Genomic DNA, 20,759 nt, shown 5'->3' with positions numbered 1-20,759 from the left:
CCCGGATCGCGCTTCCCTCCGGCGTAAAATCAAGCGCGCTGGCTGGGACAACGCATTCCTCTTGGCCACCCTCAGCCATATGCGATAGCCCTGCCGCACGCGGGGAGAGGCGAAGCACTGCCGATCTACGCCAGCGTATGCACGATCACCGGCCCCGCAGCCGCGCTCGCATGGCCGGCAAGCAACGGCCCGAGATCCTTCTCGATCCAGGCGATCGCCCGCCGGTTCGCCTCCTCCGCCTGCTCGAACTTGTCGAAGATCGAGATCGCGGTCACGGTATCGTCGCCGGCATAGACGACGTAATAGGCACGGAAACCGTCGACGTCGCTGATGATCGGAACGGCGCCGTCCTTGATGCGGCGCGCCAGCTCTTCCGCGCTCCCACTTTTCGCCTTGGCCTGACGGATGGCGGCATACATGGCATCCTCCCCTTCCGGCTGTCTGGACTTTTGGGCTCTGTGCCCGGAGCCGATGTTACGCCGAAGCTCGCCGCCAATCCACGCTTGGTTAACCCCGCACTAATCTGCCGCAGCGATCTGCAACCAACGGTTAAGCACGCCTCAACATCGCTGCCTTAGTCTTGCCCCACTCACCTTTCGCAAACAACGGTGGCCTATTCTGCCGGGCGAAGTGACATCAGGGGGTTCATCATGCGCATTGCGTTGCTGCTGACCGCAACCATTGTCGGCGCGCTCTTCGCCAATCCATCCCAAGCCGGATCGCTCGATGCCGATGCAGCGCAGTCGCTGCCGCCGGGCTTCCAGAGCTATCGCGGCTACATGTTCGACCTGTCGGAGAATTCCGACCGCAAGGATGTCGACAAGCTCACCGACAATCTGAAGAGCCAGATCGACGCGGTCGAGGCGGCCGGCCTGTCGCCGCGCGTGCTGCGCTTCTTCCGCACCGTGCCGATCATCGCCAGCGAGCTCGCCTGCCTCGACGAAGGTGCCGCCACCGCCTGCTACGGCCGCGTCGCTCCCAACGTCGAACGCCGCGTGCCGCGGACGCTGACGGTCTGGGACCACGACAAGCAGCGCTGGACCAATCCGAACGCCGTCGACCTCGCGGTCGATTCGGGCCTCGGCGTGATCATGCTGCGGCCGGACATGATGCGCTACGAAAAGGAAGCGGTGCTGCTGCACGAGCTGCTGCACGCCTACCACGCGCGGCTGTTGCCGGACGGCTACGCCAACAAGGGCGTGATCGCCTATTTCGCCCTTGCCAAGTCCAAGGACTTGCTGCCCAAGGAATCCTATGCGTTGAAGAACCCCATGGAGTTCTTTGCCGTGACCGCCAGCATCTTCCTGGCCGGAAAGAGCGAATTCCACGATCCGAAGTCGCGCGAGACGCTCAAGGAGAAGATGCCGGACTATTACAAATACCTGGTCGGCGTGTTCGGCTTCGACCCGGAGCCGGCGGCGGCAAACGGCCCGGTCGCCTCGCTGAAGTGAGGCGAACGTCGAGCTGCCTCAGCCAGATCAACCAAAGAGCCGCGCGAAATGCGCGGCTTTTTTGTTTTGCAGGCGGGAAGCTGCGGATGACGCCCAGGCGGGAATTGCCAAGGCGGGGCCCGATCTGCATAGTCCCGCCCGCATCGAGACCCATTTTCGAAGAGGATAGAACAACATGGCGGACGCCGACCTGGATGTCGTGATCCGGCAACTGGCCAGACAGCTGCATACGGGCCTGATGACCCGCGCCAAGGAGCGGCGGGATCGCTTCAACGGCCTGGCGGCCAAGGCCAAGGGCAAGGAGACCGGCGACCGCTTCAAGATGATGGCCAAGGCCACCATGGAGCAGGCCACCGCCGCCGCCAAGCGCCTGCAAATGTCCGCCGACAACGTCGCCGACAGCTACGCGCGGTCAATGCGGCTTGCCGCCAGTACCCCGGTGGCGGCGAAGGTCGAGAAGAAGGCGAAGAAAGAGAAGCCGGCGAAGGCCGCGAAGGCGAAGAAGGCCAAAGCCAAGAAGGCGAAGTAGGCGGACGAGAAGTATCTCTCCGCACAATCAGCGCCAAGGGTAGGCAAGCCCACGCGTCTGTTGCCGTATTGTAGAGATCGTGGGCACGGCGCAAGGGCGCCTTTGCCCACCCTGCGATTCCAGGATTCGGTGGATAGAGCCCCCTCACTGCCTCGGCACTGACACCTGCGTCGGCTCGGCGCTGGCGAGCTCAGCGAGCCTGGCGCGCGCGGCTTCGCGGGTGCGACCGTCCTTGCCGGCGGGCAGCGCCAGCGCCGCCTCGAAATCGGCGCGCGCATCGTCGGCCTGGCCGCGGGCGAGGAACGCCAGGCCACGGTCGAGGCGGGCCTGCGCATCCGAGGGGTCGAGGCGAACCGCCGTGTTGTAGCTCAGAATCGCGCGGTCGAGATCGCCGGTGGCGGCGAGCGCGAGACCGCGTTGGTGATAGGGCTCGGCGCGCTTGGGATCATGCGCGATCGCCTCGTCATAGTCGGCGATGGCGAGTTCGAGGTCGCCGTTCTGACGGCGCGCGAGCGCGCGGTCGCGATAGAGCGAGGCGCGGTTGGGATTGAGGTGAATGGCCTCGTCGAAATCGGCGACCGCCCGCCTGAAGTCGCCGTGGCGCAGCGCGATCCGTCCGCGCCCCTCATAGGCAAAGGCGATCAGCGATCCGCGCAGCGGCGAGAAGCCGATCACGGCGGAGCAGATGTCGGGATCGTCCTCGTCGCCGCAATTGACGACCATGTGCGTGGACAGGCCGACGAGCACGCACAGGACGATCAGCAATGGTACGGCAGCTCTGGTCATCTTCGACGGTGGCCGGCAGCGGGCCGGTCACGCATCCCCTTTCGAAGGAAGTGTCTCGCCGGGGTCTTAGCACCGGCTCGAACCATCCTGTGTGCGCCAGGTCACAAAGCCGACCGCAAATTGCCGCAGGTTCCATCTCAGCCCCAGGGACCACGCGAGGACGAGCGCCCCCATGGGCCGCGCGGCGGATAGTTCTCGTTGGCGCCGACCGACGGCGCCGGCCGCGTGCCGAGCTCGGCCGCGAGTTGCTGAAGCGCCGCAATGCGATTCTGCGTCGAGGGATGGGTGGCGAACAGATTGTCCACGCCATGGCCCGACAGCGGATTGATGATGAACATGTGCGCGGTCGCGGGGTTTCGCTCGGCCTCATAGTTCGGCACCTGATGCGCGGCGCCCTCGATCTTCACCAGCGCGGAGGCCAGCCACATCGGCTGCCCCGCGATGCGCGCACCGAGATTGTCCGCGGCATATTCGCGAGTGCGGCTGATCGCCATCTGCACCAGCATGGCGCCGAGCGGGGCGAGGATCATCATCAGGATCGAGCCGACGACGCCGAGACCATTGTTGTTCTCGCGGTTGCCGCCGAAGAACATGCCGAACTGCGCCAGCATGGAGATCGCGCCGGCGATGGTCGCAGTGATCGTCATCAGCAGCGTGTCGTGATTCTTGATATGGGCGAGCTCGTGCGCGATCACGCCGGCGAGCTCCTCGCGGCTGAGCTGGCCCATCAGGCCGGTGGTGACGGCGACGGCGGCGTTTTCCGGATTGCGCCCGGTCGCGAACGCGTTGGGCTGCACCTCATCCATCAGGAACACGCGCGGCATCGGCAAGCCTGCCCGGCCCGCAAGATCCGCGACCAGCCCGACCAGCTCCGGTGCGGTCGAACGATCGACCTCATGGGCGCCGTACATCGAGAGCACCATGCGGTCGGAGTTCCAGTAGGTGAAGAGATTGGTCGCGGCGGCAATAACGAGCGCGATCATGGCGCCGGAGGCGCCGCCGATCAGATAGCCGACGCCCATGAACAGGGCGGTGAGGCCTGCGAGTAGCATTGCGGTACGAAAATAGTTCATGGCCGTCTCCCAAGGCGGCCGCGGGCGAACCTCTGGCCGGCACCTCGGAGGTATGAAGGCTGCCTGCGACCGCAAGGTTCGTGCGTCGCCGGGCCGCACATTCCATCGCGGCGTCAGCCTTTCCCGCGCCGCTAAAGCTTGAGCGGGATTTGCGCAAAAACACGCGCGGACGTTTAGCAACCTGGAAAGCGCAATCGCGGCTTAATTCGTGGTAACCGGGCACGCCGCGCGGTCGCGGCGCATTGACCGGTTCCGTTGGCACCCCGTCAGCAAGGTGACCGTCATGATGGACCGCTCGAGCGCCGCCTCCCTCGATCCCGCATCTGCTCCCTCCCCTCACGACGCCAAGATCGACGCCAAGATCGACGCGAGGACTGACGCGAAGGGATTGCAGGAGGCGCTGTACGAGCAGATGTTCGCCAATGACGAGCCCGGCCCCGCGCCCGATGCGAAGACAGAGCCGGAATCGCAGCGGCGCTGGCCACGTCTGAGGCGCGGCGCGAAGATCGCGATCGGACTTGCGCTCATCGCCATTTTCGGCTGGCTGCCGCTGCGCGCGGTCTGGGAGTATTCAAGCGTCGAGGCCGTATTGAATTCCCGCCTCGTTACCTTGCGCACGCCGATCGGCGGCCGTGTGGCAGCCGCGCAGCGCTTGACCGACCAGGCCAGGCTCGACGCCGGGACCGTGGTCCTGCGCGTGGTCAACCCGCGCGGCGATCGCACCCGGCTCGACGATCTCCGGCGGCAGAAATCGCGCCTGGAGAACGAGCGGCCGAGCCTTGCCGCCAAGCTTGCCTCGGCCCAGGCCGCGCAAAAAGACCTGGCGCGACAGGCGACGCAATTCCGCGACGGGCGCGTGCTCCAGCTCGAGGCCCGGATCGCCGAGATCCAGACCTCGATCGAGGCCGCGGCAGCGCGGCGGGAGGAAGCCAGTGCCGCGGTCGACCGGGCTTCCTCGCTGGCGAAATCCGGCAACGTCTCGACCGTCGAGCTGGCACGGCTGACGCGCGAGCTCTCCGTGTCGCAGCAGATCGAGCTCGGTGCGCGCAAGCGGCTGGACGCGGCCATGGTCGAGCTTGCCGCGGCACGGAACGGCTCCTTCCTCGGCGACAGCTACAACGACCGGCCAAGCTCGGTGCAGCGCGAGGAAGAGATGCGCCAGCGTGCCGGCGACCTCGACGCCGACCTCGCACGCATCGACACCGAGATCGCCTGGCTCGCCAGCGAGATCATCACCGAAGAGGTTCGCTTCGCCGATCTGTCCGAAGCCAACATCACGACGCCCGTCGCAGGGCGCGTCTGGGAGATGATGACCTCGCCGGGCGAGGACGTGCAAGCCGGCCAACCGCTGCTCAAGGTGCTCGATTGCAGCAGCGCCGTCATCACCGCGAACGTCACCGAGAACGTCTACAACCGTTTGCAGCTCGGCGACCACGCGACCTTCGAGCCGAACGACGGTGGTGCGCCGATCTCCGGCACCGTGGTCAACCTGACCGGCGCCGCCGGCGCGCCCGCCAATCTCGCCATCAATCCCGACGCGCTGAGCAAGGAGCCCTATCGCGTGACCGTTGCGCTCGGTGATGGCGCTGCCCACGCCTGCACGGTGGGACGCACCGGCCGCGTGGTGTTTGCAAGGCAAGAGACCGCGCCGTGACGACGGCGCTGACGCCCGGCCTGATTGCGCTCGGCGCCTTCATGGCGATCGTGCCGCTGCTCAGGCGCGACAGCACGATGGCACGCTCGTTCCTGGCCATCGTGTCACTCGTTTTCCTGCTCCGCTATCTCCATTGGCGCGTCACAGCGACTCTCCCGCCGCCGCATCTGACCGCGGATGCCGCGGTCGGCTATCCTTTCATGCTGCTGGAAGCGGCCTCGCTCGTCGCGGTCAGTTTGTCTCTGCTGTTCCTGAGCCGAACAATCGATCGTTCCAGATCAGCCAGGATCGACAGCCGCGCCTTCGATCCCGGCGCGCCGCTGATCGACGTCTTCATCTGCACCTACAACGAGGAACGATCGATCCTCGAGCGCACGATCATCGGCGCGACCGGCATGGCGTACGGCAATTACCGCGTCTGGGTGCTCGACGACGGCCGACGCCCCTGGCTGCGGCGCCTTTCGGGTGAACTCGGCTGCCATTATCTCACGCGTCCCGACAACCATCACGCCAAGGCCGGCAATATCAATCATGCGCTCCGGCATGTCGGTGCGATGCCGAAGCCGCCGCACTTCGTGGCCATCCTCGATGCGGACTTCGTGCCGCGGCCCGACTTCCTGGCGCGGACCATCTCGCTCATGGACGATGCTTCGGTCGGGGTGGTCCAGACGCCGCAGCACTTCATCAATCCCGACCCGATCCAGAGCAACCTTGCTGCAACCGACGTTTGGCCGGACGAGCAACGCTTCTTCTTCGACATCCTGCTGCCGGCGAAGGACGCCTGGGGCGTTGCATTCTGCTGCGGCACCTCATCGCTCATTCGCTACGACGGACTGGTGCGGATCGGCGGGTTTCCGACCGATTCCGTCACGGAAGACTATCTCGTCACGCTTCGCCTGAAGGAACGCGGCCTCAACACGATCTATCTCAACGAGCGGCTGACGATCGGGCTCGCGCCGGAAGGGTTGAAGGAATACATCACCCAGCGCGCGCGCTGGTGCCTCGGCTTGATGCAAATCGTGCGCGGCCGCAGCGGACCGCTCTCGCGCGACTCGAAGCTTTCCTTCATCGACCGGCTCTCGCTGGTCGATGCTTTCATGAGCTGGTCCGCGGTCTACACGTCGAAGGTGGCGGGCCTCGTGGTGCCCTGGCTGTTCCTGCTGTTCGGCATCAAGGCGGTCCGGGCCGACCTGAGCGAGCTGCTGCGGTTCTTTCTGCCGTTCTATGTCTGGCACAGCCTCAGCATGGCCTGGCTGTCGCACGGCCGTTCGCTGGCCATGATGACGGACGTGTCGCAACTCATCGCCGCGCCCGCAGTGCTGAAGGCGGTGGCAACCGGTCTGCTGAAGCCGAAAGGACACAAGTTCAAGGTCACGGCGAAAGGCGGGGACCGGGACAGGAGATTTGTCGAATGGCCGCTGCTGCGGCTCTATGGCACCGCGCTTCTCGTCACGCTCGCGGCCATCGCCTATGCCTTCATCCTGCACCTGCGCGGCGAGAACATCGCCTACGGCGGGCTGGCCCTGGCCTGGAGCCTCTACAACGCGTTCATCCTCACCGTGGTCTGCTTCGTCTGCATCGAGCAACCGCGCAAGCGCAAGGCGGAGCGTTTCGATCGCAACGAGACGGTGCTGCTGCGCCAGCACGGCAAGTCGCATCTCGCGCGGCTCGCCGACATCTCGATCACCGGCGCCCGCCTGATCGATCCCGATCCGCCGCACCCCGGCAGCGCGATCGAATGCCGGATTTATGGCCGCCCGATCGCCGCGGTCGTGGTGCGGCAGACCGCGGATGGATTCGCGGTGCGTTTCGAGGAAGGCATGGATACACGCGTGCATGCGATCAGGGCGTTCTATGCCGGCGAGTATGTTCGCGCCTATCAGGGCGTCAGGGCGCTCCCGGTCGGGAAAGCGCTGCTGATGCGGCTGTTCGGCTAGACCGGCATCCACTCGCATCCCATATGCTGGCATGGCACGGAAGGGATGGCCTGAGGCCATCACTTCACCTAAACTTCGGGCGAATCCACGCCTGCCCCTTCCCCGCCGGAACCCCTATGGTCCAGACCCGATTTCTAATCGCGGCCGTCGCGCTCCTCGCATGCTCCGCCACCGCCTCCGCCCAGTTCGCGCCGCCGCCCGCCAAGCCCGTGGCACCCAGGACCACCGCAGCCTCGCCGCGTGCGGCGTCCTGCCATAACGGTGCGAGCTTCGATCGCTTCCTCGCCGACGTGAAGCAACAGGCTGTGGCCGCCGGCGTATCGCAGCGGACGATCGCGGAGGCTTCGCCCTACCTCGTCTACGACCAGGGCATCGTCAACCGCGACCGCGGCCAGCGCGTTTTCGGCCAGCTCTTCACCGAATTCGCCGGCCGCATGGCGGCGCCCTATCGCATGCAGAACGGGCAGCAGCACATCAAGCAATACGCTGCCGCGTTCGCACGAGCCGAAAAGGAATATGGCGTGCCGCCGGCGGTGATCGCCGCGTTCTGGGGGCTGGAGAGCGACTTCGGCGCCAACATGGGAAATCTGCCGACGCTGAAATCGCTGGTGTCGCTGGCCTATGACTGCCGTCGCTCGGAGATGTTCGTGGGCGAGACCATCGCCGCGCTGAAGATCATCGACCGCGGCGATCTGCATCCCGACGAGATGATCGGCTCCTGGGCCGGCGAGCTCGGCCAGACCCAGTTCCTGCCTGTGCATTACGTCAACTACGCCGTCGACTATGACGGCGACGGACGGCGCGACCTGTTGCGGTCGCCAGCCGACGTGATCGGCTCGACCGCGAACTACATCGCCAACGGCCTGAAGTGGCGGCGCGGCGAGCCGTGGCTGGAAGAGATCAAGGTGCCGCAAAACCTGCCATGGGATAAGACCGATCTCACGGTGCGAGAGCCGCGCTCGACATGGGCGCAGGTTGGCGTCACCTATCCCGACGGCCGGCCGCTGCCGAATGACAATCTCGCGGCCTCGGTGCTGCTGCCGATGGGACGCAATGGTCCGGCCTTCATGGCGTACCCGAATTTCGCGGCCTACACCGAGTGGAACAACTCGTTGATCTACTCGACCACCGCGGGCTATCTCGCCTCGCGCATTGCAGGTGCCGCACCGATGCGCAAGCCGTCGGCGCCGGTGGCGCAGCTGCCGTTCAACGAGCTCAAGGAACTGCAGCAACTGCTCGTGCGTGCGGGCTTCAATGTCGGCAAGGTCGACGGCGTGCTGGGCCAGCAGAGCCGCGCGGCCGTCAAGGCGATGCAGATCAAGCACGGCCTGCCGGCCGATTCCTGGCCGACCGCCGAGCTGCTGGCGCGCATGCGCGGCGCCACGGCGCAGGCCCAGCCGGCGGGGACGTTGCGTTAACTGATCTATCCGTAGTCATTCCCCGCGAAGGCGGGGAATCCAGTACGCCGCAGCTTCTCGGTTCAATCACCGCCGTCTCGGAGTACTGGATCGCCCGGTCAAGCCGGGCGATGACAGCCGAGGATTGGCTATGAGAGCGGAGGGTGTAGCAACGACCGCGGGGGAGTGGCGCGGTAGAATTTTCGCACTGCACAAGCAGCTTCCCGCGATTGTATTTTTCCGTGAGCCTCCCATGTGAGTAGCTCAGGTTTTTTCCTGAGATTTCCCATTCACAAGCGAGCATCACATGTCCTTCTACGACGCCGTCGTCCCCGCCTATTTGCAAATGCTGAACAGCGTGACCGGCCTGCTCACCAAAGCCGAGGCGCATTGCGCGGCCAAGAAGATCGACCCGAGCGTGCTGCTCGGCTCCCGCCTCTTCCCGGACATGCTGCCGCTGTCGAAGCAGGTCCAGCTCGTCAGCGATTTCGCCGCCAAGGGTTGCGCCCGGCTGACTCATAGCGAGGTGCCCTCCACGCCTGACACCGAGACGACCTTCGCAGAGCTGAAGCAGCGGCTGGCCAAGACCATCGACTATGTGAAGTCGTTCAAGCCCGAGCAGTTCGAAGGTGCCGAGACCAAAGACGTCACCTTCCCCGCCGGCCCCGACAAATCCATCACCATGAAGGGCCAGCAATTCCTGAGCGCGTTCTCGCTGCCGAACTTCTATTTCCACGCCACGACCGCCCACGGCATTTTGCGCCACAACGGCGTCGAGATCGGCAAGCGGGATTTTATGGGGGCGAACTGATTTGCGAAATCGCACGGCCGTGGCAGTCGTAATCCACTGTCACGGCCAAAATCGCACATGAATTATGCTACGCGGGCCCCGCCGCGTAGCTCGCCTGCACTTTCCGTATGGCTTCTCCCTTGCGCCCGATGTCGCGATGCACAAGTGTTCGGGACCTCACACCCCTGGAAGCACTCCCCATGAGCCGTTCGACCAAACTGTTTGAGACCTACAAGCTCGGCCCGATCACGCTGGCCAACCGCCTGGTCATGGCGCCGCTGACGCGCAACCGTGCCGTGCCCGGCACGTTCGTGCCTGGCGCGCTCGCCGCCGATTATTATGGCCAGCGCGCCTCCGCAGGGCTCCTGATCACCGAAGCGAGCCAGATCTCGCAGCAGGGCCAAGGCTACCAGGACACGCCCGGCATCTACAGCAAGGACCAGGTCGCCGGCTGGCGCAAGGTTACCGACAAGGTGCACGAGCGCGGCGGCAAGATCTTCATCCAGCTCTGGCATGTCGGCCGCATCTCGCATGTCGACCTGCAGGCGGGTCGCGCAGCCCCGGTGGCGTCGAGCGCGATCCGCGCCAAGGGCAAGACCTTCGTGAACGGCGGCTTCGCCGACGTCTCCGAGCCGCGCGCGCTCGAGCTCTCCGAAATCCCCGGGATTATCGACGATTTCAAGCGCGCCACGAAGAACGCGCTGGAGGCCGGATTCGACGGCGTCGAGATTCACGGCGCCAACGGCTATTTGCTTGAGCAGTTCGCCAAGGACGGCGCCAACACGCGCACCGATGCCTATGGTGGCTCGATCGAGAACCGCGCGCGGCTGATGCTGGAGGTGTCCAGGGCCGTCGTGGCCGAGGCCGGCGCCGACCGTACCGGCATCCGCATCTCGCCGGTGACGCCGGCCAACGATATCTCGGATTCCAACCCGCAGGCCCTGTACGACCATATCGTCGACGGCCTCAGCGCGCTGAAGCTGGTCTATCTCCACGTCGTCGAAGGCGCCACCGGCGGCCCGCGCGACATCGCGCCGTTTGATTATGCATCCTTGCGCAAGCGCTTTGCCGGCGCCTATGTCGCCAATAACGGCTACGATTTCGATCTCGCCACCAAGGTGCTGGACACCAATGCGGCCGACCTCATCGCCTTCGGCAAGCCGTTCATCTCCAACCCCGACCTCGTCGAGCGGCTGAAGCAGGGCGCAACGCTGAACGACTGGGACAAGACCACGTTCTACGGCGGCGGTGCGAAGGGTTATACGGACTATCCGACGCTCGCGGCCGAGCCGGCGGAGTAACGACCAACCACACGACAGCTGTCATGCCCCGCGAAAGCGGGGCATCCAGTACGCCGCGGCCTCTCGGTTCAATCGCGACCGTCTCGGAATACTGGATTGCCCGCCTTCGCGGGCGATGACACCCAGTGTGTAAGACGCGCTGGTGCCACAAGCGCAAAACAAAAAGGCCGGGATTGCTCCCGGCCTTTCGTCCTTGTGAGACCTTGCCTTACTTCGCTTCCGCGCGCTTGGGCGGGGTTGCCGGCCACGACTTGATCAGGGTGTCGTAGTCGACGGTCTCGCCCTTCGGCTTCTCGTTGGCGAGCTTGCGCTGCGGAGCAATCGTGCCGTCCTTCTGGGCCTTGGCGAACCAGTATTCGGCCGTCTCCTTCTTGTGCAGCTTGGGACCGCAGGCGCCCTGCACGCCGGACTTCTCCAGGCGCTCCATGACGGAGTCCTGAGCGGCGGCCAGCGCGTCCATCGCCTGCTGCGGGGTCTTCGCACCGGACGAGGCGTCGCCGATGTTCTGCCACCACAGCTGCGCGAGCTTCGGATAGTCGGGCACGTTGTTGCCGGTCGGGGTCCACTGCACGCGCGCGGGCGAGCGGTAGAACTCGATCAGGCCGCCGAGCTTCGGCGCCCGCTCGGTGAACGACTTGTCCCAGATGTCGGATTCACGGATGAAGGTGAGACCGACATGGCTCTTCTTCAAGCTCACCGACTTCGAGATGATGAACTGGAGATAGAGCCAGGCCGCCTTGCGGCGATCCGCCGGGGTCGACTTCAGCAGCGTCACGGAGCCGGCGTCCTGGTAGCCGAGCTTCATGCCTTCTTTCCAGTACGAACCGTGCGGCGAGGGAGCCATACGCCATTTCGGCGTACCGTCCGCGTTCATCACGGCGATGCCCGGCTTCACCATGTCGGCGGTGAAAGCGGTGTACCAGAACATCTGCTGGGCGATGTTACCCTGCGCCGGCACCGGGCCTGCTTCGGAGAACGTCATGCCCTGCGCCTGCGGCGGTGCGTACTTCTTCAGCCACTCGAGATACTTGGTGATCGAGTAGACCGCGGCCGGACCGTTGGTGTCGCCACCACGCTCCACCGAGGAGCCGACCGGACGGCAGCCTTCCATCCGGATGCCCCATTCGTCGACCGGCAGGCCGTTCGGAATGCCCTTGTCACCGTTGCCGGCCATCGACAGCCAGGCGTCGGTGAAACGCCATCCGAGCGAGGGGTCCTTCTTGCCATAGTCCATATGGCCGTAGACCTTGACGCCGTTGATCTCCTTGATGTCGTTGGTGAAGAACTCGGCGATGTCTTCATAGGCGGACCAGTTCACGGGCACGCCGAGCTCGTAGCCATACTTGGCCTTGAACTTGGCCTTGTAGTCGGCGTTGGTGAACCAGTCGTAGCGGAACCAATAGAGGTTGGCGAACTGCTGGTCGGGCAGCTGATAAAGCTTGCCGTCCGGCCCCGTGGTGAATGACTTGCCGATGAAGTCGTTGACGTCGAGCATGGGATCGGTGACGTCCTTGCCCTCGCCGGTCATGTAGTCCGACAGCACGACGGTCTGGCCGTAGCGGAAATGCGTGCCGATCAGGTCGGAATCGTTGATCCAGCCGTCATAGACGTTCTTGCCGGACTGCATCTGGGTCTGCAGCTTCTCGACGACGTCACCTTCCTGGATGAGGTCGTGCTTCAGCTTGATGCCGGTGAGCTCGGAGAACGCCTTGGCCAGCGTCTGCGACTCATATTCGTGGGTCGTGATGGTCTCGGAGACGACGTTGATCTCCATGCCCTTGAAGGGCTCGGCGGCCTTGGCGAACCACTCCAGCTCCTTCTTCTGGTCTTCCTTCGACAGCGTCGAGGGCGTGAATTCCGCGATCCACTTCTGGATCACGGCGTCGTCGGCGGCGCGGACCGGCGCCGAGACGGCGAACGACACCGCAATGATGGCGGCGGCGCTGGACATGGTCAGAAAACTATTCTTGGCCAATGGACCTTTCCTTCTCCTAAACTGTCGCATGTTGTTCCTCCGTTGCAGCGACAAACTTTTATACAGACCCGGATTGCCCCCGGATCTGGCCGTCCCTTCGCGAGCTTCAGACCGTGCGAAAAATGAGCACGGCCGTGACCAGCGAAATTCCACTTGCGAGCCACAGGCGCGAGATTTCAACGCCCTCCTCGCCGATCGGCAGCGTTGCGATCGCATCGGTGCCGAAGAAGCCGATCCAGAGAAGGTGGATGACCGCCGCCGATATCAGCGAGATGAACAGGCGATCGCCGCGCGTGGTCGGAATTCGGAGCACACCGACCCGCTCGGCTTCGGGATAGACCGCCGCAAGCCACGTCATCACGGCGAGCGTGCAGGCGAGCGCGGCGAAGAAGATCGCCGTCGGCAGCGTCCAGGCCATCCATGCGATGGATTCCATGCTCTTACTCCTTGCGCATGATCTGGTCCGAAAACCGGTTTCCACTTTTCGGGATCATGCGCGCTCTCCTTACACGCGACCGAGCGCGAAACCGCTCGCGATGTAGTTGCGGACGAACCAGATCACGAGCGCGCCCGGGATGATGGTGAGCACGCCGGCGGCTGCCAAGAGGCCCCAATCCATGCCCGACGCCGACACCGTGCGCGTCATGATCGCCGCGATCGGCTTGGCCGACACCGAGGTCAGCGTGCGCGCGAGCAGGAGCTCGACCCAGGAGAACATGAAGCAGAAGAAGGCGGCGACGCCGATGCCGCTCGCGATCAACGGCACCAGGATCTTGATGAAGAAGCGCGGGAAGGAATAGCCGTCGAGGAAGGCAGTCTCGTCGATCTCGCGCGGCACGCCGGAAACGAAGCCTTCGAGGATCCACACCGCCAGCGGAACGTTGAAGATGCAGTGCGCGAGCGCGACCGCCCAGGGCGTATCGAACAGGCCGATCGCCGAATAGAGATTGAAGAAGGGCAGCGCGTAGACCGCGGCCGGCGCCATGCGGTTCGACAACAGCCAGAAGAACAGATGCTTGTCGCCGAGGAAACGGTAGCGCGAGAACGCATAGGCCGCCGGCAGCGCCACCGAGATCGAGATGATGGTGTTGAGAACGACATATTCAAGCGAGTTGATGTAACCGGAATACCAGCTCTCATCGGTGAAGATGCGCTTGTAGTGCTGCAGCGTCGGCGTGTGCGGCCATAGCGTCATCGTCGAGACGATCTCGCTGTTGGTCTTGAAGCTCATGTTGACGAGCCAGTAGATCGGCAGCAGCAGGAAGATCAGGAACAGCCCCATGATGAGGCGGCGGCCGGGAATCGAATGCATCACGCCACTCCTTCCTTTGGCTTGAGCACCGGCACGGGCTTGAGCGCCGCCGAAGGCTTCGGTTCGGCCGCCGGCTCACTTTCGGCCTGGACTTTGCGCTCGACTCCGGCGTTGGTCATGACGGTGTAGAAGATCCAGCAGACGATCAGGATGATGAGGTTGTAGACCAGCGACAGCGCCGCGGCCTTGCCGAGGTCGAACTGACCCAGCGCGATCTTGACGAGCTCGATCGACACGAAGGTGGTGGAGTTGCCGGGTCCGCCGCCGGTGACGACGAACGGCTCGGTGTAGATCATGAAGCTATCCATGAAGCGCAGCAGCACCGCGATCAGCAAGACGCGGTTCATTTTCGGCAGCTGGATTGCCTTGAACACGGCCCAGCGCGAGGCACCGTCGATCTGGGCGGCCTGGTAATAGGCTTCGGGAATCGACTTCAGGCCGGCATAGCAGAGCAGCGCGACGAGGCTGGTCCAGTGCCAGACGTCCATCACGATGACGGTGACCCAGGCGTCGATGTCGTTGGAGACGTAATTGTAGTCGATGCCCGCGGCGTTGAGGACGTAGCCGAGCAGCCCGATGTCGGGACGCCCGAAGATCTGCCAGATCGTGCCGACCACGTTCCACGGAATTAGCAGCGGCAGCGCGAGGATCACGAGGCAGGCCGCCACCGTCCAGCCCTCGCGCGGCATCGACAACGCGACGACGATGCCGAGCGGCACCTCGATCGCGAGGATCACCAGCGAGAAGAACAGGTTGCGGCCGAGCGAAGCGAGAAAGCGGCCGCCGAGATCGGTCGAGGGATCAAGCAATTCCTTGAACCAGCCGACGCCGTTCCAGAAGAACTGGTTATTGCCGAAGGTGTCCTGCATCGAATAGTTCACCACCGTCATCAGCGGCAGCACCGCCGAGAAGGCGACGACCAGGAACACCGGCAGCACCAGGAACCAGGCTTTTTGGTTGACGGTCTTGTCCATCAGGCGGCTCCTTCCACCAGAAGGCTGTCGGCATAGACGTGGACGTGGGACGGATCGAATTTCAGTCCGGCCATGCCGTCCGCGCTCGTGAAGCCCGCCGGCGCGCGCGCCGCGAGCTTGGCGTCACCAAGGCGTGCCCGCGCAAAACGGATGCGGCCGAGATCGTCGAGGCGCTCGATCTTCGCCGTGAGCAGGCCGGGCGCAGGGGCCACGACCTCGACGAATTCGGGACGGACGCCGATCTCGATCTTTGCGCCGGCAGGCAGATTGTCGTAGGCGCGGTTCAGCGCGATGACGTGACCACCAATGCGCGCCTCGCGTCCCCTCACCTCGGCCGGCAGGATGTTCATGCCGGGCGAGCCGATGAAATAGCCGACGAAGGTGTGTGCCGGCTTGTCAAACAGCTCGGCCGGGGTGCCGCTCTGCACCACGCGGCCGTCATGCATGACGACCACAGTGTCGGCGAAGGTCAGCGCCTCGGTCTGGTCGTGGGTCACGTAGATCATCGTGAGGTCGAGCTCGCGATGCAACGCCTTCAGCTTGGAGCGGAGCTGCCATTTCAGCTCGGGATCGATCACCGTCAGCGGTTCGTCGAACAGCACGGCGGCGACGTCGGAACGCACCAGACCGCGGCCGAGCGAGATCTTCTGCTTGGCATCGGCCGTGAGCCGCGTCGCCTTGCGGTTCAGATAGGGTTCGAGATCGAGCAGGCGGCCGATCTCGGCGACGCGCTTGTCGATTTCGGCCTTCGGCACGCCGCGGTTTTTCAGCGGAAACGCCAAATTCTGTCCGACCGTCATGGTGTCGTAGATCACCGGAAACTGGAACACCTGCGCGATATTGCGCTTCTGGGTTGACAGAGGTGTGATGTCCTTGCCGTCGAACAGGATTTGCCCCCGCGACGGCGTGATGATGCCGGAGATGACGTTGAGCAGCGTGGTCTTGCCGCAGCCGGACGGACCAAGCAGCGCATACGCGCCGCCCTGCCGCCAGGTCATGGTCACCGGCTTCAGTGCAAAGCTGTCCTGCGGCGCATCATTGCCGCCGTAGGAGTGGGCGAGATCGACGAGGTCAATGCGGGCCATGGCGCATCCCCCTCAGGATTGACCGGGAGCCGCGACCAAACGGTCGGCAGCATCGAACACGAACACATCATTCGGATCGAGCACGGCGTCGAGCGTCTGGCCGGGCTCGAACTCGTGCACGCCGTGCAGCACCGCCACCCAGTTCGATCCTTCGCGGGTCAGATGCACGAAACTCTCCGAACCGGTGATCTCGGTCACCGTGACAGTGGCATGGAAGGCATGGCGATCAGCCTCGCCATTGGCGAGCGCGAGCTGATGCGCGCGAAAACCGACGCGATAGGCGCCGTCGGCCAGCGACGAATAGAGGCCAGAGGCCGGCGAGGCGGTGCCGCCGGCATATTGAACGGAGCCGTTCTTCTTCTCGATACCGACGAGGTTGAGCGGCGGATCGGAAAACACCTGGGCGACGCGCAGGGTCTGCGGCCGGCGGTAGACATTGGCAGTCTCGCCGATCTGGAGCGCCTGGCCTTCCCACATGCATACAGTGTTGCCGCCGAGCAGCAACGCCTCGGTCGGCTCGGTCGTGGCATAGACGAAGATCGCGCCCGAGGCCTCGAAGATGCGCGGCAGCTCGGCGCGCAGCTCCTCGCGCAGCTTGTAATCGAGATTGGCGAGCGGCTCGTCGAGCAGCACGAGATCGGCGCCCTTGACCAGCGCGCGCGCGATCGCGGTGCGCTGCTGCTGGCCGCCAGAGAGCTGGAGCGGCGTGCGCTTCAGAAACGGCTCGAGCCGCAGCAGTTTTGCGGCCTCCGCCACCCGCGTCTCGATCTCGTCGCGCGGCTTGCCCTGCACGCGCAGGGGCGAGGCGATGTTCTCGTAGACCGTCAGCGAGGGGTAGTTGATGAACTGCTGGTAGACCATCGCAACCGAGCGCTGGCGCACGTCGGCGCCGGTGACGTCCTTGCCGTTGACCAGCACCTTGCCCGAGGTCGGCTTGTCGAGGCCGGCGAGCAGCCGCATGATCGAGGTCTTGCCCGACAGCGTCGGCCCGAGCAGCACGTTCAGCGTGCCGCTCTCGAGCGTCAGCGAGACGTCGCGGATATGCTGGACCCCCTCGACGATTCGGGTCACGTGATCGAGCGTCACGGTCATGAGCGTCCTCCCGCTTCCAGCAGAGGACTTTGCGGCACGGCGTGGGTCCTGATCCAGTCGTCAAGCGCAGCAATCTCATCGGCAGATAGTCGCAGGCCGAGCTTGGAACGGCGCCAGACGACGTCCTCGGCGGTCACGGCCCATTCATTGGCCATGAGGTAGCGGACCTCGCGCTCGGTCAGCGTCGCGCCAAAGGCCTGGCCGAGATCGGCCGACGATTTGGCGTCGCCGAGCAGCTTGATGGCCTTGGTGCCATAGGCGCGCGCGAGCCGCCTGGCGTGCTCGTGGCTGAGGAAGGGATAGCCGCGCTGCAGCTCGGCGATCAGGCCGTCGATGTCGGACACATTCATGTCGCCGCCGGGCAGCGGCCATTTGCCGGTCCACCCCTCCCGCGCTTTTGCGCTGCGAAGATAGGGTGCCAGCCGCTCCAGCGCCTCCTCGGCGAGGCGGCGATAGGTGGTGATCTTGCCGCCATAGATCGACAGCAGCGGCACGCCGCCGGGCGTGTCGAGCTCGAATACGTAGTCGCGCGTCGCGGCCTTGGCTTCGCTGGCGCCGTCGTCATAGAGCGGCCGCACGCCGGAATAGGTCCAGACCACGTCGTCCGGGGTCACGGGCTTCGCCAGATATTCGCTCGCCGCGGTGCAGAGATACTGGATCTCCTCCGCCGTCGCCTTCACCTTGGCGGGATCGCCGTCATAATCGCGATCCGTGGTGCCGATCAGCGTGAAATCGTCCTGGTACGGGATCACGAAGATGATGCGGCCGTCCGCGTTCTGGAACATGTAGGCGCGGTCGTGGTCGTAGAGTTTCCTGACCACGATGTGCGAGCCCTGCACCAGGCGCACCTTGGCTTTCGCGTTGACGCCGGCGCCGCGGCCGAGCACGTCCTCGACCCAGGGGCCGCCGGCGTTGACCAGAGCCTTTGCCTGGACCTGCGAGCGCTCACCGGTCAGCGTGTTGACCATGCTCACGGTCCAGAGGCCGTCGGACTGCTTGATATCCGTTGCGCGGGTGCGGGTGCGGATCTCGGCGCCCTTGTCGGCGGCATCGCGTGCATTGAGCACGACGAGGCGGGCGTCATCGACGAAACAGTCGGAATATTCAAAGGCGCGACTGTAGCGATTCGGGATCAGCGGCTTGCCGACCTCGTCACGCCGCAGATCGACCGAGCGGGTCGCCGGCAACAGATGACGGCCGCCGATGTGATCATAAAGAAAGAGGCCGAGCCGCAGCAGCCAGGCGGGGCGCAGACCGGCGTGATGCGGCAATACGAAACGCAGCGGGCGGATGATGTGGGGCCCGATGCCCCAGAGGATCTCGCGCTCGATCAGCGCCTCGCGAACGAGGCGAAACTCGTAATATTCGAGATAGCGCAGGCCGCCATGCACCAGCTTGGTCGACCAGGACGACGTCCCGCTCGCCAAATCGTTCATTTCGCACAGGAAAACCGTGTTGCCGCGGCCCACCGCGTCGCGCGCGATGCCGCAGCCATTAACACCGCCTCCAATGATGGCGAGGTCGAAAATACGCTCCAACAGACGCATCCCCCGGCGACCGCTCGTTCCGTCGAGCGGCTACTTTCGTTTTTGATTAGATCACACCGAAAAACGAAAGCAAGACGAAAGAGAGGAGAAAGGAAGTGAAAGCGAAACTTTTTCAACGCCAATACGGCGGAGAAATCAGCAGGAGAACGGACAAGCTTTGAGGCAGACGGCTCGACTGATCGGCTCAGGGGGCGCACCGCATCGCTTCAGCTGACTTGAATGTAGCAACATGCCTACATATAATTTTCCCCAACGCAGGCGAGGAGGCGCGAACCGATGGTCACCACCCTGACCAGCCGAGAGTTCAATCAGGATACGAGCGGCGCCAAGAAGGCAGCATCAAAGGGGCCCGTCTTCATCACCGACCGCGGCCGTCCGGCCCATGTCCTGTTGAGCATCGAAGATTATCTGCGCCTGAGCGGTGGATACATGAGCCTTGCCGAAGCTTTGGCACAGGCGAACGCGGACTTCGATTTCGATCCGCCTCGCATCACCGGCGGAATCTCCAGGCCAGCCGATCTCGACTGATGTTTCTGCTGGACACCAACGTCATTTCCGAACTGAGGCGGCCGGATAAGGCTGATCGCAACGTGCTTGCTTGGGCCAATACAGCGCCCGCGGCGAATTTCTTCGTGTCTGCCATCTCGATTCTCGAAATTGAACTTGGCGCGCGCCTGATCGAGCGCAAAAACGCGGTGCAAGGTGCTGTCCTGCGCGCCTGGATCGACGATCACATTCTGGCCCGCTTCGAAGGGCGGATCCTGGCTATCGATACGGCCGTGGCGCAGCGTTGTGCCCAACTTCACGTTCCCAATCCGCGGGCCGAACGCGACGCCCTTATTGCAGCCACCGCGCTTGTCCACGGCCTGACCGTCGTTACGCGCAATGTGGGGGATTTTGAACCTACGGGCGTGCCACTGCTCAATCCGTGGAGCAGTACATAAGCCTCTATCTCAGCCGCACCACCGGCGCGGCTTCCGGTGCCGCATCCTGGCTATCTGCCGGCGCATCGTCGATGTCCGCGCCCTTCGGCAGCGCTTCCACCACTTCGATGCCCTTGCTGTGGCAGATGGTGGCGAGGCGCTCCGGAAGCTCCTGGTCGGTGACGAAGGTCTGGATCTGGGTCATGTGGGCGATGCGCACCGGCGCGCTGCGGCGGAGCTTTGTGGAATCGGCAACCAGCATCACGCTGCGGGCATTGGCGATGATGGCCTGCGCCACCTGCACCTCGCGATAGTCGAAGTCGAGCAGCGCGCCCTCCTCGTCGATCGCGGACGCACCAATGATGGCGTAGTCGACCTTGAACTGGCCGATCAGCTGCGTCGCGGTGGAGCCGACCACGGCGCCGTCGGCACGCCGGACCGTGCCGCCGGCGACCACCACCTCGATGCGGGGATGACGGTAGAGCAGCATCGCGACGTTGAGATTGTTGGTGATGACGAGGAGATCCTCGTGCGAAGTCAGCGCGCTCGCGACCTCCTCGGTCGTGGTGCCGATGTTGATGAAGAGCGAGCAGCCGTTCGGGATCAGCGAGGCGGCCGCAGCTCCGATCGCCTTCTTTTCGTCGGCGGCGACGAAGCGCCTTGCCTCGTAAGCGAGGTTTTCGACGCCAGAGGCGATGATGGCGCCGCCATGGATGCGGGTCAGCGATCTCCGCTCGCAGAGGTCGTTGAGATCCTTGCGGATGGTCTGCGCCGAGACTTCGAACCGGCGCGCGAGCTCCTCGACCATGACACGGCCCGAGGCCCGCGCGATGTTGAGGATTTCGGCTTGGCGATGGGTCAGTCCGGTCACGGCAAAGGCCTCAAATCAGGAGAATGCATGGTGCGGCGGTTCGCGCCTTCGGTCAATGCGCG

Annotated in this window: 20 protein-coding genes; 9 read left to right on the top strand and 11 right to left on the bottom strand. The window is 64.4% G+C overall.

All coding sequences use genetic code 11. From position 1 onward, the window contains the following. Positions 1–125: 125 nt before the first annotated feature. Positions 126–419: an antibiotic biosynthesis monooxygenase gene (locus GGD67_RS27305; RefSeq protein WP_014497428.1), complete on the bottom strand. Its 294-nt coding sequence runs from the start codon at positions 417–419 to the stop codon at positions 126–128. Positions 420–650: 231 nt separating this feature from the next. Between GGD67_RS27305 and GGD67_RS27300 the strand changes: the two genes are divergently transcribed. Next, positions 651–1,451 carry a hypothetical protein gene (locus tag GGD67_RS27300; RefSeq protein WP_026202904.1) on the top strand — a complete coding sequence of 267 codons (801 nt, stop codon included), beginning with the start codon at positions 651–653 and terminating at the stop codon, positions 1,449–1,451. Between the two features lie 175 nt (positions 1,452–1,626). After that, positions 1,627–1,980, top strand: coding sequence for a hypothetical protein (locus tag GGD67_RS27295; protein ID WP_179737164.1), 354 nt, complete (start codon positions 1,627–1,629; stop codon positions 1,978–1,980). 144 nt (positions 1,981–2,124) lie between these two features. Here GGD67_RS27295 and GGD67_RS27290 read toward each other — a convergent pair whose 3' ends face one another. Both GGD67_RS27290 and htpX read right to left on the bottom strand, forming a co-directional pair. Continuing rightward, the gene (locus GGD67_RS27290) at positions 2,125–2,766 is read right to left on the bottom strand and encodes a tetratricopeptide repeat protein (protein WP_179737162.1); all 642 of its coding nucleotides are present in this window, start codon (positions 2,764–2,766) and stop codon (positions 2,125–2,127) included. Positions 2,767–2,903: 137 nt separating this feature from the next. Next, positions 2,904–3,839 (bottom strand): zinc metalloprotease HtpX, encoded by a 936-nt coding sequence (gene htpX, locus GGD67_RS27285; protein WP_179737160.1) that lies wholly within the window; start codon positions 3,837–3,839, stop codon positions 2,904–2,906. A gap of 283 nt (positions 3,840–4,122) precedes the next feature. Between htpX and GGD67_RS27280 the strand changes: the two genes are divergently transcribed. The 5 genes from GGD67_RS27280 (at position 4,123) to GGD67_RS27260 (ending at position 10,918) form a co-directional block, all read left to right on the top strand. After that, positions 4,123–5,493: an HlyD family secretion protein gene (locus GGD67_RS27280; RefSeq protein WP_179737158.1), complete on the top strand. Its 1,371-nt coding sequence runs from the start codon at positions 4,123–4,125 to the stop codon at positions 5,491–5,493. Beyond that, positions 5,490–7,430, top strand: a complete 1,941-nt coding sequence (locus GGD67_RS27275) for a glycosyltransferase (protein WP_179737155.1) — start codon at positions 5,490–5,492, stop codon at positions 7,428–7,430. Before GGD67_RS27280 ends, GGD67_RS27275 begins: the two co-directional genes overlap by 4 nt. Positions 7,431–7,546: 116 nt before the next feature. Next, on the top strand, positions 7,547–8,848 hold the full coding sequence (locus tag GGD67_RS27270; protein WP_179737153.1) for a lytic murein transglycosylase: 1,302 nt from the start codon (positions 7,547–7,549) through the stop codon (positions 8,846–8,848). Between the two features lie 286 nt (positions 8,849–9,134). After that, positions 9,135–9,638 carry a DUF1993 family protein gene (locus GGD67_RS27265; protein WP_018323272.1) on the top strand — a complete coding sequence of 168 codons (504 nt, stop codon included), beginning with the start codon at positions 9,135–9,137 and terminating at the stop codon, positions 9,636–9,638. A 179-nt stretch (positions 9,639–9,817) separates the two neighbouring features. Further along, complete coding sequence (locus tag GGD67_RS27260; RefSeq protein ID WP_179737151.1) at positions 9,818–10,918, top strand: alkene reductase; 1,101 nt, start codon at positions 9,818–9,820, stop codon at positions 10,916–10,918. A gap of 208 nt (positions 10,919–11,126) precedes the next feature. Here GGD67_RS27260 and GGD67_RS27255 read toward each other — a convergent pair whose 3' ends face one another. The 7 genes from GGD67_RS27255 to glpD all read right to left on the bottom strand — a co-directional run bounded on the left by GGD67_RS27255 (position 11,127) and on the right by glpD (position 18,903). Beyond that, on the bottom strand, positions 11,127–12,869 hold the full coding sequence (locus tag GGD67_RS27255; protein WP_026202903.1) for an ABC transporter substrate-binding protein: 1,743 nt from the start codon (positions 12,867–12,869) through the stop codon (positions 11,127–11,129). A gap of 130 nt (positions 12,870–12,999) precedes the next feature. After that, the gene (locus tag GGD67_RS27250) at positions 13,000–13,329 is read right to left on the bottom strand and encodes a DUF2160 domain-containing protein (RefSeq protein ID WP_018323269.1); all 330 of its coding nucleotides are present in this window, start codon (positions 13,327–13,329) and stop codon (positions 13,000–13,002) included. 69 nt (positions 13,330–13,398) lie between these two features. Beyond that, the gene (locus GGD67_RS27245) at positions 13,399–14,205 is read right to left on the bottom strand and encodes a carbohydrate ABC transporter permease (protein ID WP_018323268.1); all 807 of its coding nucleotides are present in this window, start codon (positions 14,203–14,205) and stop codon (positions 13,399–13,401) included. Continuing rightward, complete coding sequence (locus GGD67_RS27240; protein ID WP_018323267.1) at positions 14,205–15,179, bottom strand: carbohydrate ABC transporter permease; 975 nt, start codon at positions 15,177–15,179, stop codon at positions 14,205–14,207. Before GGD67_RS27240 ends, GGD67_RS27245 begins: the two co-directional genes overlap by 1 nt. Continuing rightward, positions 15,179–16,264, bottom strand: a complete 1,086-nt coding sequence (locus GGD67_RS27235) for an ABC transporter ATP-binding protein (RefSeq protein ID WP_179737149.1) — start codon at positions 16,262–16,264, stop codon at positions 15,179–15,181. Before GGD67_RS27235 ends, GGD67_RS27240 begins: the two co-directional genes overlap by 1 nt. Positions 16,265–16,276: 12 nt before the next feature. Beyond that, entirely contained in the window at positions 16,277–17,356 is a 1,080-nt protein-coding gene (locus GGD67_RS27230; RefSeq protein ID WP_179737147.1) for an ABC transporter ATP-binding protein, read from the bottom strand. Continuing rightward, positions 17,353–18,903 (bottom strand): glycerol-3-phosphate dehydrogenase, encoded by a 1,551-nt coding sequence (glpD, locus tag GGD67_RS27225; protein ID WP_179737145.1) that lies wholly within the window; start codon positions 18,901–18,903, stop codon positions 17,353–17,355. The genes GGD67_RS27230 and glpD overlap by 4 nt, the downstream gene beginning before the upstream one ends. A 276-nt stretch (positions 18,904–19,179) precedes the next feature. Here glpD and GGD67_RS27220 point away from each other — a divergent pair, with 276 nt between their 5' ends. Both GGD67_RS27220 and GGD67_RS27215 read left to right on the top strand, forming a co-directional pair. Further along, complete coding sequence (locus GGD67_RS27220) at positions 19,180–19,431, top strand: type II toxin-antitoxin system Phd/YefM family antitoxin (protein WP_179737143.1); 252 nt, start codon at positions 19,180–19,182, stop codon at positions 19,429–19,431. Continuing rightward, positions 19,431–19,847: a type II toxin-antitoxin system VapC family toxin gene (locus GGD67_RS27215; protein WP_179737141.1), complete on the top strand. Its 417-nt coding sequence runs from the start codon at positions 19,431–19,433 to the stop codon at positions 19,845–19,847. The genes GGD67_RS27220 and GGD67_RS27215 overlap by 1 nt, the downstream gene beginning before the upstream one ends. Before the next feature lie 4 nt (positions 19,848–19,851). Here GGD67_RS27215 and GGD67_RS27210 read toward each other — a convergent pair whose 3' ends face one another. Then, positions 19,852–20,697, bottom strand: coding sequence for a DeoR/GlpR family DNA-binding transcription regulator (locus GGD67_RS27210; protein ID WP_179737139.1), 846 nt, complete (start codon positions 20,695–20,697; stop codon positions 19,852–19,854). Positions 20,698–20,759: the final 62 nt, after the last annotated feature.

Source organism: Bradyrhizobium sp. IAR9 (assembly GCF_013408065.1).
Taxonomy (GTDB): Bacteria; Pseudomonadota; Alphaproteobacteria; order Rhizobiales; family Xanthobacteraceae; genus Bradyrhizobium.
Note: the sequence above shows the minus strand (reverse complement) of the source record. Positions and strands in the feature narration are given on the sequence as shown.